This window comes from Nocardia sp. GP40, from assembly GCF_050434125.1.
Classification (GTDB): Bacteria; Actinomycetota; Actinomycetes; order Mycobacteriales; family Mycobacteriaceae; genus Nocardia; species Nocardia albiluteola.
In genome coordinates this window covers 334,072-348,014 of sequence record NZ_JBNPVW010000005.1, presented here as the reverse complement: position 1 = coordinate 348,014, position 13,943 = coordinate 334,072, and the positions used below count along the sequence as shown (strand labels likewise).

17 protein-coding genes are annotated in these 13,943 nt (G+C 68.8%); 6 read left to right on the top strand and 11 right to left on the bottom strand.

The window, feature by feature from the left end:
• Position 1: 1 nt before the first annotated feature.
• Positions 2 to 1,576 (top strand): bifunctional phosphoribosylaminoimidazolecarboxamide formyltransferase/IMP cyclohydrolase, encoded by a 1,575-nt coding sequence (gene purH, locus ABH933_RS18135; RefSeq protein WP_429420464.1) that lies wholly within the window; start codon positions 2 to 4, stop codon positions 1,574 to 1,576.
• Positions 1,577 to 1,831: 255 nt separating this feature from the next.
• Here the strand turns inward: purH and ABH933_RS18130 are convergent, their stop codons facing one another.
• Positions 1,832 to 2,305: a hypothetical protein gene (locus tag ABH933_RS18130; protein WP_429420466.1), complete on the bottom strand. Its 474-nt coding sequence runs from the start codon at positions 2,303 to 2,305 to the stop codon at positions 1,832 to 1,834.
• A 246-nt stretch (positions 2,306 to 2,551) separates the two neighbouring features.
• Here ABH933_RS18130 and ABH933_RS18125 point away from each other — a divergent pair, with 246 nt between their 5' ends.
• The gene (locus ABH933_RS18125) at positions 2,552 to 3,079 is read left to right on the top strand and encodes a LysM peptidoglycan-binding domain-containing protein (protein ID WP_429420468.1); all 528 of its coding nucleotides are present in this window, start codon (positions 2,552 to 2,554) and stop codon (positions 3,077 to 3,079) included.
• Between the two features lie 76 nt (positions 3,080 to 3,155).
• Here the strand turns inward: ABH933_RS18125 and rpsR are convergent, their stop codons facing one another.
• From rpsR to rpmB, 4 genes are all read right to left on the bottom strand, one after another.
• Positions 3,156 to 3,410, bottom strand: a complete 255-nt coding sequence (gene rpsR, locus ABH933_RS18120) for a 30S ribosomal protein S18 (protein ID WP_215916341.1) — start codon at positions 3,408 to 3,410, stop codon at positions 3,156 to 3,158.
• 114 nt (positions 3,411 to 3,524) lie between these two features.
• The gene (rpsN, locus tag ABH933_RS18115) at positions 3,525 to 3,833 is read right to left on the bottom strand and encodes a 30S ribosomal protein S14 (RefSeq protein ID WP_429420471.1); all 309 of its coding nucleotides are present in this window, start codon (positions 3,831 to 3,833) and stop codon (positions 3,525 to 3,527) included.
• 76 nt (positions 3,834 to 3,909) lie between these two features.
• Complete coding sequence (gene rpmG, locus ABH933_RS18110) at positions 3,910 to 4,080, bottom strand: 50S ribosomal protein L33 (protein WP_215916343.1); 171 nt, start codon at positions 4,078 to 4,080, stop codon at positions 3,910 to 3,912.
• 12 nt (positions 4,081 to 4,092) lie between these two features.
• The gene (gene rpmB, locus ABH933_RS18105) at positions 4,093 to 4,329 is read right to left on the bottom strand and encodes a 50S ribosomal protein L28 (protein WP_215916344.1); all 237 of its coding nucleotides are present in this window, start codon (positions 4,327 to 4,329) and stop codon (positions 4,093 to 4,095) included.
• A 103-nt stretch (positions 4,330 to 4,432) separates the two neighbouring features.
• On the opposite strand from rpmB, the gene mrf reads away from it, so the two are divergent.
• From mrf to rpmF, 3 genes are read left to right on the top strand one after another with little or no spacing between them, the layout of a single operon-like run.
• On the top strand, positions 4,433 to 5,872 hold the full coding sequence (mrf, locus tag ABH933_RS18100) for a ribosome hibernation factor-recruiting GTPase MRF (protein WP_429420474.1): 1,440 nt from the start codon (positions 4,433 to 4,435) through the stop codon (positions 5,870 to 5,872).
• A gap of 12 nt (positions 5,873 to 5,884) precedes the next feature.
• Positions 5,885 to 6,178, top strand: coding sequence for a type B 50S ribosomal protein L31 (locus ABH933_RS18095; RefSeq protein WP_429420476.1), 294 nt, complete (start codon positions 5,885 to 5,887; stop codon positions 6,176 to 6,178).
• On the top strand, positions 6,178 to 6,351 hold the full coding sequence (rpmF, locus tag ABH933_RS18090) for a 50S ribosomal protein L32 (RefSeq protein WP_215916346.1): 174 nt from the start codon (positions 6,178 to 6,180) through the stop codon (positions 6,349 to 6,351). The genes ABH933_RS18095 and rpmF overlap by 1 nt, the downstream gene beginning before the upstream one ends.
• A gap of 282 nt (positions 6,352 to 6,633) precedes the next feature.
• On the opposite strand, the gene ABH933_RS18085 is transcribed toward rpmF, so the two are convergent.
• Positions 6,634 to 7,023 (bottom strand): hypothetical protein, encoded by a 390-nt coding sequence (locus ABH933_RS18085; RefSeq protein ID WP_429420479.1) that lies wholly within the window; start codon positions 7,021 to 7,023, stop codon positions 6,634 to 6,636.
• A gap of 364 nt (positions 7,024 to 7,387) precedes the next feature.
• On the opposite strand from ABH933_RS18085, the gene ABH933_RS18080 reads away from it, so the two are divergent.
• Positions 7,388 to 8,092, top strand: coding sequence for a hypothetical protein (locus tag ABH933_RS18080; RefSeq protein ID WP_429420481.1), 705 nt, complete (start codon positions 7,388 to 7,390; stop codon positions 8,090 to 8,092).
• Between the two features lie 118 nt (positions 8,093 to 8,210).
• Here the strand turns inward: ABH933_RS18080 and ABH933_RS18075 are convergent, their stop codons facing one another.
• From ABH933_RS18075 to ABH933_RS18055, 5 genes are all read right to left on the bottom strand, one after another.
• On the bottom strand, positions 8,211 to 9,023 hold the full coding sequence (locus tag ABH933_RS18075) for an MHYT domain-containing protein (protein ID WP_429420482.1): 813 nt from the start codon (positions 9,021 to 9,023) through the stop codon (positions 8,211 to 8,213).
• Between the two features lie 314 nt (positions 9,024 to 9,337).
• Positions 9,338 to 9,958, bottom strand: a complete 621-nt coding sequence (locus ABH933_RS18070) for a GTP-binding protein (protein ID WP_429420484.1) — start codon at positions 9,956 to 9,958, stop codon at positions 9,338 to 9,340.
• Positions 9,939 to 10,310: a DUF742 domain-containing protein gene (locus tag ABH933_RS18065; RefSeq protein ID WP_429420486.1), complete on the bottom strand. Its 372-nt coding sequence runs from the start codon at positions 10,308 to 10,310 to the stop codon at positions 9,939 to 9,941. Before ABH933_RS18065 ends, ABH933_RS18070 begins: the two co-directional genes overlap by 20 nt.
• A gap of 19 nt (positions 10,311 to 10,329) precedes the next feature.
• The gene (locus tag ABH933_RS18060) at positions 10,330 to 10,743 is read right to left on the bottom strand and encodes a roadblock/LC7 domain-containing protein (RefSeq protein WP_215916352.1); all 414 of its coding nucleotides are present in this window, start codon (positions 10,741 to 10,743) and stop codon (positions 10,330 to 10,332) included.
• Complete coding sequence (locus ABH933_RS18055) at positions 10,740 to 13,586, bottom strand: ATP-binding protein (protein WP_429420488.1); 2,847 nt, start codon at positions 13,584 to 13,586, stop codon at positions 10,740 to 10,742. Before ABH933_RS18055 ends, ABH933_RS18060 begins: the two co-directional genes overlap by 4 nt.
• Positions 13,587 to 13,943 lie beyond the last annotated feature (357 nt).

Genomic DNA, 13,943 nt, shown 5'->3' with positions numbered 1-13,943 from the left:
GGTGACTGAGCGCAAGCCGATCAGCCGGGCGCTGGTGAGCGTGTACGACAAGTCCGGGCTCGTCGAGCTGGCCACGGGGCTGCACGCCGCGGGCGTGGAGCTGGTGTCGACCGGGTCGACCGCGGCGCGCATCGCTGATGCGGGCATCCCGGTCACGAAGGTCGAGGATCTGACGGGATTCCCGGAGACCCTCGACGGCCGGGTGAAGACGCTGCACCCGCGCGTGCACGCCGGCATCCTGGCCGACCTGCGCAAGCAGGAGCACGCGGATCAGCTGGTCGAGCTGGGCGTGGATGCCTTTCAGCTGGTGGTGGTGAACCTGTACCCGTTCACCGAGACCGTCGCGAGCGGCGCGAGCCCCGACGAATGCGTGGAGCAGATCGATATCGGCGGCCCCTCGATGGTGCGCGCCGCGGCCAAGAACCATCCCTCGGTGGCCGTGGTGGTCGATACGGGCGACTACGACAGCGTGCTGGCCGCGGCGAAGTCCGGCGGGTTCACCCTCGCCGAGCGAACGGCGCTGGCGGCCAAGGCCTTCCAGCACACCGCAAGCTACGACGTGGCGGTGGCGAGCTGGATGACCAACGTCCTGGTTGATTCCGGTGCGCCGGAAGGCGAAGCGGCGCTGAACTTTCCGGAGTGGCTGGGCGGCACCTGGGCCCGGCAGGCCGTGCTGCGCTACGGCGAGAACCCGCACCAGGCCGCCGCGCTGTACGCGAGCAACGGCGGCCAGCCGGGGCTGGCACAGGCAAAGCAGTTGCACGGCAAGGAGATGTCGTACAACAACTACACCGACGCCGATGCGGCCTGGCGCGCGGCGTGGGATCACACCGCCCCCGCGGTGGCCGTGGTCAAGCACGCCAATCCCTGTGGCATCGCAGTCGGCGCCGACATCGCCGAGGCGCACCGCAAGGCGCACGCCTGTGATCCGGTCAGTGCGTTCGGCGGCGTGATCGCGGCCAACCGGGAGATCACCGTCGAGATGGCCGAGCAGGTCGCGGAGATCTTCACCGAGGTGATCGTCGCCCCCGGCTACGCCGACGGCGCGGTGGATGTGTTGCAGCGCAAGAAGAATGTGCGCATCCTGGTTGCCGACCGGCCCACCCGCGGCGGCGCCGAGCTGCGCCCTATCAGCGGCGGCGCCCTGCTGCAGCAGCGCGACATCATCGATGCCGAGGGCGACGATCCGGCCAACTGGACCCTGGTCTCCGGCGAGGCGGCCGATGCCGCGACGCTGGCCGATCTCGAATTCGCCTGGCGCTCTTGCCGTGCGGTGAAGTCGAACGCGATTCTGCTCGCCCACGACGGCGCCTCGGTCGGCGTCGGCATGGGGCAGGTCAACCGGGTCGACGCGGTGCACCTGGCGGTGCTGCGTGCGCAGGATCGGGCCAAGGGCTCGGTCGCGGCCTCGGACGCCTACTTCCCGTTCCCGGACGGGCCGCAGCAGTTGATCGCGGCCGGGGTGAAGGCCATTGTGCAGCCGGGCGGTTCGGTGCGCGATCAGCTGACGATCGACGCCTGCCGGGAGGCCGGGGTGACGATGTACCTCACCGGCGCACGGCATTTCGCGCACTGAGCGAGAACAACCGGAGAATGTAGTAGAGGCTCTGCGCGGAGCTGCGGTTCCCGCGCAGAGCCTCTATCGTCCGGTCCTCGGGCATTGGACATCCCGAATACCGGGTTTCGTCATCCCGGCGAGCGCCGGGAATCGGCCTGTGTTCCCCCTCTAATGCAGGGAACCTATCACTTCCGAATTGCGCCCGCTTCAGATCGTGACGCTATAAGGCCAGCTCCAGGGCTATTGTGATCGAGGTCACATGATGCGGCGAATCTACGTGGCACTGAGCACCTTTCGATTGCCCAAGGGTTGCTGCAGTGGAATATCGAGCGTGCCGAATACCGCGATCATTGTGCACATCCGTCCCATCGCCGCCGGCAGCTTGCCCGACCGCAGGGCGACCGTGACCGTGCTGCCGGTCTCGGTGGTGGTGGCGTCGACGCCGTAGCAGTCCGGCGAGCCGATCTGGAAATTCACCGCGATCCGATCGGGGGCGATCCGGCTCCAGCTGTCGAAGGGGATCGGCGACGCGCCGACGATCGCCGGACTCGCGGTGAAGGTGCGCCCGGGATTCGGCGGGTTCTGCTCGGTGGGCGCACTCGGGCCCGACGACGTCGCGTCCGCGGCACCAGTGGTCGTATTCGCCTGCGTGTCACCGTGGTTCGCCTGTCCACAGCCCGCGGCCAGCAGGGCCAGCAGCGCCGCGGCGGCCACACCGGCCCGGCGGGGTCCCGAAATCCCGTTCATGACGCCACACCCTACGGGGATGGTGAGCCGACGGAGCTTGCGGAGTCGGCGGGGTGGGTAAATGCAGCGGGATGGTGAGCCGACGGAGCTTGCGGAGTCGGCGGGGTGGCGGGGGGTATAACGAATGCGCCCTAATTCGTCCGGTGCGGACTACCACGCAGTATCGTCGGCAAACGATGAGCAAATCCAATCTGCGCCATTGATCAACCGACGAAGCACTTCCTCGAATCCCGAAAGGAAGTTCCCGTGGGCGATACGTTGCACGTAGGCGATGAACTCGGTCTGGGCCAGTCCCTGCGGGGTGGTGCATACACGCTGACCCTGCAGAACGACGGCAATCTGGTGCTGTCCGAACCTGGTGGCGTGGTGTGGGCGACCAATACGCACGACCAGGGTGTTGTTCGTGCCGTCTTGCAGGACGACGGCAATTTCGTGGTGTACAAGGATGATGGCGCGGCATGGGCCACGGGTACCAACGGCATGGACGCGCATCGCCTGGTTGTGCAGGCGGACCGCAACGTGGTGTTGTTCGGCAGGGACGGTAGCCCGCTGTGGGCGTCGGACACCTTTACCGACACCCCGATCGCGGCCGCCGAGCGGATGAACGTGGGGGCGCCGGCTGCGCAGACCTACACGGTCGCGGCGGGCGACACGCTGTGGGCGATCGCCGAACGCTTCTACGGCGACGGCAACCGGTACATGGATATCGCCATGGCCAGTGGCATCGACAACCCCGACGCGGTCAACGTGGGTCAGGTGCTGACCATCCCGTAATTCGCGAAAACCTCTGGTATACAACGCAAGAGCCCTGGCGCCGCTGATCGGCGCCGGGGCTCTTCGCGTGCGGCCGCTACCGGCTGGTGAAGGGGAGCAGCGCCATCTCGCGCGCGTTCTTCACCGCGATGGCGACCTGACGCTGCTGCTGCGGGGTGAGCCCGGTGACGCGGCGGCTGCGGATCTTGCCGCGGTCGGAGATGAACGTGCGCAACAGGTTCACATCCTTGTAGTCGACCACCTCGACGCCGGCGGAAATCAGGGGGTTCTTCTTCGGCCGCCGCGCCTGCTCGGCCCTGATCTTCTTGGACGGTGCTCGCTTGACTGCCATATCAGCATCCTTTCTCGGCATGAGCTCTGATCTCTACGTGGGTACGCAAGTTGCCGCCTCCGAGCCCTGACCGCTCATGCCGGGGTTCCTTACTCGCTCACGAGATCCGGGTGTCTACCAACTCGATTTGTGCACACCGGGCAGCTCTCCGCGGTGGGCCATTTCGCGCACGCGTACTCGGGAAAGTCCGAATTTCCGCAGATATCCACGGGGTCGGCCATCCGTAGCATCCCGATTGCGCAATCGTACCGGACTGGCATCGCGGGGCAGGCGCTGTAGGGCGGCATACAGTTCGGCCGCGTCCGGCGCGCCGGCGGCCGCGGCTCGGCGCGCGGCCTCCTTCAGTTCGGCACGCCGTTCGGCATGCCGCGCGGCGATGATCCGGCGCCGCTCGTTGCGTGCGATCTTGGATTTCTTGGCCATCAGTGCTCCCGCGTGTTCTCTTGTGCCGCCGGCCTTTTGCGTCGCTGGCCCGGTTTCGGTCCCGGCCGCGCGGTCATCAGCGCTCCTCCCGGAAATCCACGTGGCGGCGCACGACGGGGTCGTACTTGCGTAGCACCATGCGGTCCGGATCGTTGCGGCGGTTCTTGCGGGTGACATAGGTGTACCCGGTACCCGCGGTGGACCGCAGCTTGATGATCGGGCGGATGTCGGTCGACTTCGATGCCATCGGTCAGCTCCCTCAGATCTTTTCGCCGCGGGCGCGCAGCCGGGCGACGACCGCCTCGATGCCGTCGCGGTCGATGACCTTGATGCCCTTGGCCGACACGGTGAGCCGGATGCGGCGGTCCTCGCTGGGCAGGTAGTAGGTCTTGCGCTGGATGTTGGGGTCCCAGCGCCGGTTCGTGCGCTGGTGTGAATGCGAGACGGACTTGCCGAATCCGGGACGGCGCCCGGTGACCTGACAGTGTGCCGACACCGAATCCTCCTGAGTTGAAGATGAAAACCGTTTTCGACAACGGCCGTCGAACACTGTAGCGTGAGCCCCCGGTAAATGAAAATGATTGTCGAAAGGGGTTCCGGTGGTGTCAGCTCCCGACCGCCGCACGCCCGTGGTGTTGCTGGCCGGTGCGTCCGTCCAGGCCGGGCTGGGCGGCTCGGTGCACGACGGCATGGATCGGGTCGCGCGCACGATGCTGGACACGCCCGGCACCGTCGTCGTCCGGCACGACCTGACGGCCCTGAACGAGGGCATCGTGCGCCGGACCGTCTGGTACGGCACACCCGTTGATCTCGGCCCGCAGCGCGCCGGCCCGACGGACGGCAGTGCCGGGTTCACGGACAACGGTGCCGGGTTCACGGAGCCGGGCCCCGGGGCGCGCGGGAACGATCTCTTCGCGCACCGCGCCGTGACGACCGTGCACGAACTGGCGCACGGCTGCGTCTCCTGCACGCTGCGTGCCGACCTGCTGCCGCTGCTGTGCCTGCTTGCGACGCGAGATTCGGTGCGGCGCATCGTGATCGCTCTGGATCCCAGGTTCGAGGCGGAGGCGGTGTGCCACGCGATCGAGCACGTCCCGGTGGTCGGCGTCGCCGGTCGTGTGGACGGGCCGGCGGGGCGCAACGTGCGCATCGGGGCGGTGATCACCGGGCTGGACGCGCAGGCGTGGCCGGTCGACATCCTCGGCGAGGACACCCTCGCGGACCGGGGTCTCGCGGCCGCCGACGACGAGCGCACGGTCGCGCAGGTGGCCGTGGGGCAGGTCGAATTCGCCGACGCCGTCCTGGTTTTCGCGCCCGATGCGCTCGGCGGTGGCGACCGGGCGCGCCTGGCGGCGATCCTGGACCGCCTGGTCCCGCTGGCCCCGGCCGAGTGGCTGGACGGCCCCGCCGGTCTGGACCGCGCACGCGTCGAGGGCCTGCTCGCCCGCCTGCCCGCCGACGCCCGGCGCGGCCGGATCTTCGATGCGCACGCACCGCTGCTGCGCGGGCGTCCGCCGCTGCAGGCCGAATACGGTGTGCAGCTGGTCGAATTCGCCGCCTCCCGCCCCTTCCATCCGGTGCGCCTGCACGAGGCGCTGGATGTGCTGTTCGACGGCGTGGTCACCGCCCGGGGCCGGGTATGGCTGGCCACCCAGCCCGAGGAAGTGGTGTGGCTGGAGTCCGCGGGCGGTGGCCTGCGGGTAGGCGGCGCGGGCCCCTGGCTGGCCGCCATGAGCCCGGCGGAGTTCGCGGCCGCGGATCCGGATCGCCGCGCGCTGGCCGCGCTGCGCTGGGACGAGCACTTCGGCGATCGCGACGTCTCGCTGACGATTCTGATCTGCGCGGCCGATCCGGACGAGATCCGGCACGCCCTGCACTGGGCGCTGGTCGACGAGGACGAGCTGCGCCAGCTGCGCACCGCGCCCGGACTCGTCGCGCAGTGGGAGGACCCCTTCGGCGAATGGCACCGGGATCCCTGCGACACAACCGAATCCGAGGGCGCGACCGAGGCCGCGCTGCCGCACGACACGCACGAGTAGAAAGGCAGATCCATGAAGGCGGGTATCCACCCCGATTACCATCCGGTGATCTTCGAGGACGTCAGCACCGGCAAGCGCTTCCTCACTCGATCCACCGCGACCTGCACACGCACGGCCGAGTGGACCGATGGCAACAGCTATCCACTGATCACCGTCGATGTCACGAGCGATTCCCATCCGTTCTGGACCGGCGCGCACCGCGTGCTGGATACCGCCGGGCGGGTGGAGAAGTTCGAACGCAAATACGGCAGGCGCGCGCGTCCCGGCGCCGCGCAGGCCGCCGAGTCCGAAGGCGAGGCACGCTGATGGCCGTTCCCAAGCGGCGCATGTCCCGATCGAATACCCGTAGCCGGCGGGCGAATTGGAAGGCGACGCCGCCCGAGCTGGTTCCGGTCACCGTCGGCGGCGTGGTCTACCGGGTGCCGCGGCGCCTCGTGGCCGCGGTGCGGCGGGGAGTGATCGATCCGGCCCGGCTGTGAGCCGTGCGATGCGCCTCGTTCGGTAGGGGATTTGGTCATCCACTCGCGAGACATTTGTCTGGATTCGGCGACGAGTTGGCAAATGCCGCGCGGCGTCCGAGCTGGGGAAGTGTGGCCGGATCGGATCGCGAGAAGGTAGCTGAAAGATGAACTGCGCACTGGGAGTTGGTTATTGAGTGCGAAAAAGTCCGCGCGAAGTGATGTATTCGTGCCCTCGTGCCGGTAATCTCATCCGGGAGGGCGGGTTCCCACTGCAAGTCCGGGAACCCGCTCATCGCCACTTCAGGGGCGGTCGGGCTCGCGGCCCTGCAGGTCCGGCAGCAGCGATTCCAGCCGCGCCACCTGCTCGCCCAGCAGTAGCAGCGCCCCTTCGGCCAACGAGAGCGGCCACGGCAGGCGGTGCGGCGACAGGTCCCGCACCTGGTGCTCCAGGTCGGCGACAGTTGCCTCCAGATCGCCTATTTCCGTACGCAATTCGGCGATCTGCGTCAGTGCTGCCGCCAAGGCCTCCACTACTGTCCGGTGCCGCTCTCCGGTGTCGGAGCCCAGTTGCGGCCAGCCGGACAGCTCCGGCCCCCGCAACTGGATCTGGATATCGCGCAGGATGGCCTCGAGGTCGGTGGATGCGGGCGCCGCCTCCCCGTGGCCGGCATCGTCCGGGGCGAATTGCATGGACCCAACCCTAATCGCGAACCCGCCCACCGTGGCCCACCCGGGAGAACCGCGTGACCGCCGGCGGCGTGGACGGCGCGAGAGAGCTCGGCACGCAGTTGTGCTGCCGGTGACGGATTTCCGGAGTAACCGCCGTCACATATGCGCGCGCTGAGAGTTCGCCGAAACGTTCGCCCCACCGCGTCTTTGTCCAAATTTGCACGCTTTTAACATGAAGGGAATATTTTTGTCGGGTTATTGACGGGGTTTGTTACCGATCCGTAATCTGCACGGGCGAGTCTCTGTAAGGGCTCGAAATTTATGGCTCTGCGCTTCCTGGAGTGAGCGCATCAACTGAGAATCTGATGGGGTTCGTATGAAGAAGATGACGTACGCTGTGTCGCTCGCGACGCTCGCGACGACCGCCGCCGTTGCGCTCGCCACCGGCACCGCCTCGGCCGCCACCCCCGGCGCTGCGGCTCCCGTCGTGGATCCGCACGCCCTGAGCCTGGCGATCGCGCCGGGTGTCCAGTACAACAGCAATACCGCCGACGCCTCCACCGCGCTGAACACCCCGTTCGGCAAGCTGACCACCCAGGGTGGCCAGATCCAGGTCGCCGACGCCGCCGGTAAGACGGTGTACGGCCAGCAGTCCTTCGCCGCCACGCCGAAGGCCGCCCTGCCCGCGGCCGAGGCGGCGTCCGCCCCCGTCGACCCGATCACCACCCACCCGGCGGACGCGGCGATCAAGCCGGTCGACGCCCCCGCCCCGCACGACCCGACGGCCGACTTCAACTCGGCTCTCGGTGTCGCGGCCACCCAGTTCGGCCTGGCCACCGGTGTCGGCGGCATGGTCGGCGGCGTGGGCGGCGCCCTCATCGGCTGCCCGGTCGGCGCCCTCACCGGCGGCGCCCTGACCGCGGTCACCGTGATCGGCACCCCGCTCGGCATCGTCGGCGGCTGCCTGCTGGGCGCCTCCACCATCGGCGGCGTCGGCGCCATCGTCGGTGGCGCGACCCTGGGCACCGTGGTCGGCATTGCGAGCGGTGTGCAGATGTACAACACCCTGCACGCCCAGGGCGACGTCTAGACTGAGCCCTGCCGGACGGCAGCGTCCCCGGTGAATTACCTGGGACACAATAGAATTCGGGCCGGATCACCCGTGTGGTGATCCGGCCCGAAGCATGTGGCGCACCGTTGCGCGGGAACTATCCGACCGGTTCCCGGCGGCGCGTGCCCGCGGGGCGGGTCGGGCGCGTCGGGCGCGGGCGGCGCTGCCGGGGCTTTCTGGGCTCGGGCTGCAGACGCCCGGCGCGGTCGGGGGCGACCAGGACCGCGGTGATCGGGATCGCCAGCGACATCACACCGATCGCGAAGACCGGGATGAAGACCGTGAACAGGTCCTGTCCACCGGGCGACGGCATGGCCGGGTCGAGATGTACCTGCAGCCCGGACAGGGCCAGATAGTGCATGCCCACGATCGCGGCCGCGTACAGCATCGCCACCCCGAGCAGCGCGACCGTCGCTCGCAACCGCATCGCGTAGAGCAGGCCGAACGCGACCACCACCGACAGCACGGTGACCCCGGCGATGATTGCCGGGCTGATCGAGACGGTGCCCTGGACCTCCAGCGCACTCAGTACGAAGTAGTTCCCCGCACCCAGGCTCAGGCCCATGACCAGCGCGCCGACCGCCAGCCGCGGCAGCTGTGGGTTCCGTCCGACGATGAGCAGCGCGGCCAGCACCGCTACGGGCACCAGGATCAGGGCCACCGCCCGGCGCAGCAGGTCGTAATGGACTGTGCCGCCGCCCACTCCGACGCCCAGCAGCGTGACGGACGTGCCCAGATGCGTGCCGATCGCGCCGATGCAGACCGCGGCGGCGGTCAGCCACACCAGGCGGAATTTCGCGGTCACCGACAGCGTGGACTGCCGGATGCAGATCAGGCCCACCAGGGCGCCGGCCACCGCCACACCGAGCGACAGGCCGAGCACCCAGGTGCCCATGGTGAAGTACTGCACGGGTTCCCCCTGGGATCGTATTTGTTCGGGTTCTGTGTTCCCACCCGCCGGTATTTCTATGTCACGGTCGGACAGGATGATTCGCCGCGGGGCCGTGAATTTCATTACGGGTCGGCAACTCTGCGGCCGGGACGGAACGATCTCGGGATCGCTCCGGCAGCCCTATATCGTTGCTGGGCAGACGAGATCGCGACCGGTACCGCCGATTTCCCTGTTGGTAGCCGGATTTCACCGCAGGCTCCGGTAATATGCCTGCCCGCCTGGCTGAATGAATCTGGTTGGTACCTTGTTGCCGCGTTGTCGCGGCGCCGAACTCAGCGCTGGGCGGCCGTCGCGGGCTGCGGGCCTCCGGTCAGGCGCGCGATCGCGTACTCGGTGACCGCCGCCAGCGACTGGCGCACCTGTGCCGGGTCGCGGGCGTCGATATCGACGATCGGCACACCCTCGCGGATCGACAGCGCCTCGCGCAACTCCGCGGCCGGAAATTGCGGCGAGTCGGGAAAACGATTGACCGCCACCAGGAACGGCAGCTCGCGCGCCTCGAAGAAGTCGACGACCGCGAAGCTGTCCTCGATCCGGCGGGTGTCCAGCAGCACCACCGCGCCGATCGCGCCGCGGACCAGGTCGTCCCACATGAACCAGAACCGGCGCTGGCCGGGCGTGCCGAACAGGTACAGCGTCAGATTGCCGGGCAGGATGATGCGCCCGAAATCCATGGCGACCGTGGTGGTTTCCTTGTTCGGAACGCCCGTCAGATCGTCTACGCCGTCGGAATATCCGGTGACCATCGCCTCGGTGCGTAGCGGCACGATCTCCGAGACCGCGCCGACAAAGGTCGTCTTGCCAGCGCCGAATCCACCGGCCACCACGATCTTTGTCGAGGCGGTTCGGCTTTCGGGCGCGGTGAGCGTGGCGTCAGAGAGCGCGGAGTCCACGCAGGGTCCTCTCCATGAGCGAGCGGCGTTCGTCGAAGGTGGCGTTGTCGCTGAGTGTGGTGTGCACCCGCAGCGTACCGGCCACAACCAGATCGCCGATGACGACACGGACCATTCCCAGCGGGCGCTGGAGGTGGGCGGCGATCTCCGCCACCGACAGCCGCCCGCCACCCAGGCGGAGGATATCGGTGCGGACATCGCCTGCGGGCCAATCGAATCGGCTCGCGTAGGGGAGGGTCTCCACGACCGCCTCCAGCGGGAGGTCGACCGCGGGTTCGGTGCGCCCCGCGGTCAGCGCGTAGGGGCGTACTCGGGTGGTTGGCCGGGGGTCGGCTCCGGAGGAACTGGGCATCGGCTCGGACCGGTCCTGGTCAGACCGCCGCCGACCGGGCGGTGGCCTGCACGACCGCACCGACCCGGTCGACCAGAAGTGCCATCTCGTAACCGATCCGGCCGATGTCGTGCTGCTTGTTGGCCAGCACCGCCAGGTGCGACCCGTTGCCCACACTCATGACCAGTAGATAGCCCCGCTGCATATCGACGACCGACTGCATCACTTTGCCGCCCTCGAACAGCTGAGCCGCACCCGAGGACAGGCTCGCCAGTCCTGCGGTCACCGCGGACAGCTGTTCGGCGCGATCCGAGGGCAGATGCGGGCTCGTGGCCTGCAGCAGGCCGTCGGCCGATACCAGCACCGCATGCGAAACGCCCGGTACCTCGCGGGTGAAGCGAGTGACCAGCCAGTTCAGGTTTTCGTCGGTGGGGGGCTGCTCGGTATCGGTCATACATGTCCTCCGTCTGTGTACTGCGCGTCTTGATACTGGGCCGCGCCGCCGGACCGAGTTCCGTTGTACCCGTTTTCATCCGTGTACGACGTATTGGCTCGTCCGCTGCGCACCCCGCTCAGATGCCTGGACAGGTTGTTGCGGATCTCCTCCGGATCCGGGGCAGCGGATTCGGCGGCCGGGGGCAAGCTGCCGGGAACCAGCTGCGCGCCCGGGGCACGGATCGGCAGGCCGCCCGTGGTGCGGTGGACCGTGGTCGGGCGGCTGGCCTCCGCGGCCGCCGCCCAGCCGTCGTCGGCGGGGGAGGACCAGGCCTCGACCGGCTCGCTCGCCGACGGCTCGACCAACCATTCCGAGACCATCCGCTGATAGATCGGCGATTCGGTGACGGTCTCGCGCGGGGCGGGCTGCTGCACGGGCAGCGTGGCGGTCTGGGCCCACAGATCGGCCGCGTCCGTCGACCAGGACATCGTGTGTTCCGGTATATCCGCCTGCACCGGAACCGATTCCGCGGGCCGGCTCTCCTGCGGAGCTTCCGGTTCCGCCGGGTCGCGGCGCCGAATCGGCTGGGACAGTTGCGATGTCGGCCAGGAGTCGATGGACGGATCGGATTCGGGAATGCGCCACGAGGTGGTGGCCGGGCGGGCCAGGCTCCGCGCCGTGGGCTCGTCCACCTGTGCCCAGTGCTCGGTCTCGGATTCGGTGTCGCCCCAGGATGTTTCGGCGGACTCGTCGTCGTCCTCGCGCGCCTCGTCGAACGGGCGGAAGCCGATCACGCCGTCCCGCACCGGTTCCGGGGCGCCGAGGGCGGGCTCGGGGATCGGCGGCGCCGCGGATACCGAGGATCGTCCCGGCCGGCGCAGCGGCAGTCCGGCTCCGGGCGTGGCGAACAGCGAGCCGGGCTCCGGTGCGTCCGGGTCGGCAGCCACCGACAGGGACCGGCCCGGCGCCGCGGCCGGGAACGGGGCGCCCTGCGGTCCCGCGCTCTCGGACTGCGGTCCCGAGGTGACCAGGGAGGCGGGCAGGTGCACCGCGGCGGTGATGCCCGGCTGCTGCGCCATCGTGGACGTGCGCCGCAGGCTCACCGTGACGGTGTGCCGCTTGGCCAGCCGTCCGACCACGAAAAGGCCCATGCGGCGGGCGGTTTCGACGGTCACCTCGCCGCCGGAGGCCAGCCGGTCGTTGATCGAGCGCAGATCCTCGCCGGACATGCCCAGGCCGCGATCGGTGATCTCGATCAGATAGCCGCCCTCCGAGGCCGGGTTCACAGAGACCGCCACCGGCGTGCTGGGCGGGGAATAGCGCAGCGAGTTGTCGATCAGCTCGGCCAGCAGATGTTCGACATCGACCGCGGGCTCGCCGGCCACGATGCCGTCGGGCACCGCGCCGATCTCGACCCGCTGATAGTCCTCCACCTGGGACACCGCACTCCACAGCATGTCCGACAGCGGCACCGGGGGCAGGTGGCCGCGGCGCAGCGCGGTGCCCGCGAGCACCAGCAGGTTGTCGCCGTTGCGGCGCATGCGGGTGGCCAGGTGGTCCAGGCGGAACAGGCTCTGCAGCCGTCCCGGATTGTCCTCGTCCCGCTCGAGGTCCTCGATCAGCGTCAGCTGCTGCTCGACCAGGGACTGGCTGCGCCGGGACAGGGTCTCGAACATGCTGCTGATCAGCAGTCGCAGCCGCGCCTGGTCGGCGGCCAGGTGCAGCGCCTGGCGGTGCATGTCGTCGACCGCGCGGGCCAGCTGGCCGATCTCCTCGGTGGTCTGCACGTCGACCGGGAGAATCTCGGGTGTCGCGCCGCCCTCGCGCACCACCGCGAGCTCGGCGGGCAGGTCGATGTGGGCCACCTGCAGCGCGCCGCGCCGGAGCCGGCGCACCGGGACGACCAGCGAGCGCGCCACCGCCAGCGCCAGCGCCAGGCCCGCGAGCAGCGTCACGACCACGGACGCCACGTCGCGCAGCACGGTGCTGCGGGCGGCGATCGAGGTCTGGGACAGGCCCGAATTGATCAGCTGGACCAGATGACCGGTGGCGTCGGTGTAGGTCGCGGTGCTCAGCTTCAGCGAATCACCGACTCCCGGCAGCGACATCGGCTCGGCGTTGTTCTGGCTCAACGCGTGCAGGCGGGCCTGCTGCGCCCCCAGCAGCACGTCGGGCTTGTACGCCGAGATGGGCTGCACCACCGCGTACTGATTGATCATGGTGAGCTCGGCGCCGGTGGCCGTGAGGGCCTGCGCCAGCATGGCCGGATTGTTGCTGATCTCGCCGCTGCCGATGAGCAGCTGCTGCTGCAGGAACATCCGGCGCGCGATGGTGAGATCGCCCAGCTGTGTGTAGTACCGCTCCAGGACCGTCTCCTGGGGCGTGGTGAGCGTCGAGAGTGCGTTGCTGATGTGCGTGGCGACCTCGTCGGACTGGTTGCCGATCACCAGCGGCGAGCTGCCGTGCAGGCTGTTGCGCAGGCTGCGGCCCGCCGACAGCGCGTCGGTGACCTCCGTGCTCACCTGCTGGTCGACCTGCGAGAGCTCCAGCGCCGATTGCAGATTCGCCGCGGCCTGGTCGAAGCGCGCGGAGACCTGGTCCAGGGCCCGATCGCCGGTGCCCCCCGTGCCGGCCGCGACGGCGAGATCGTCGGCGGCCGAACCGTAGTCCAGCACCGGCCGGATGATCTGTGCTTGCTGGGCGGCCGCGTTGAGCTGTGCGATGGTGCCCAGCTCGTCCTTGATGCGCAGCACCGCGAAGACCGAGGCCAGGATGACCGGTAGCAGCAGTACGATGCCGACCTTGCTCGTTACCGAGAGGTTGGACAGCGTTCGCTGCCATGGTCGCGGTGCAGTGCCCATCCTGCTTCCGTCGCCTCCGCTCGCGCATACGCCCCCGCGGCCCTCATCGCGGGCCCGTGCCCGGACGGGCGGAGCACCCATGGCTCGCATGCACGTTCGCTCACTGCCGGGCAAATCCGAGCGCTCGAATTTGCGGAAAGTGAACTGACGTCTTACGGGTCCAACCGGCGGAGAACCGACTGCAGGTCTTCTTTTACGGCAGGCAACATACCGTGTGAAGTTGGTGACGGCAATTCGGACCCGGGCCGCGTATTCCCATTGTTTAATTCCGCCGCGCGCAACATGTTTCGTGCACGGCGCACGTAACCGGGCAAAGCGACTGGTCATAGGCTCGCGGTGCTCCGGCGTGTCGGAGTG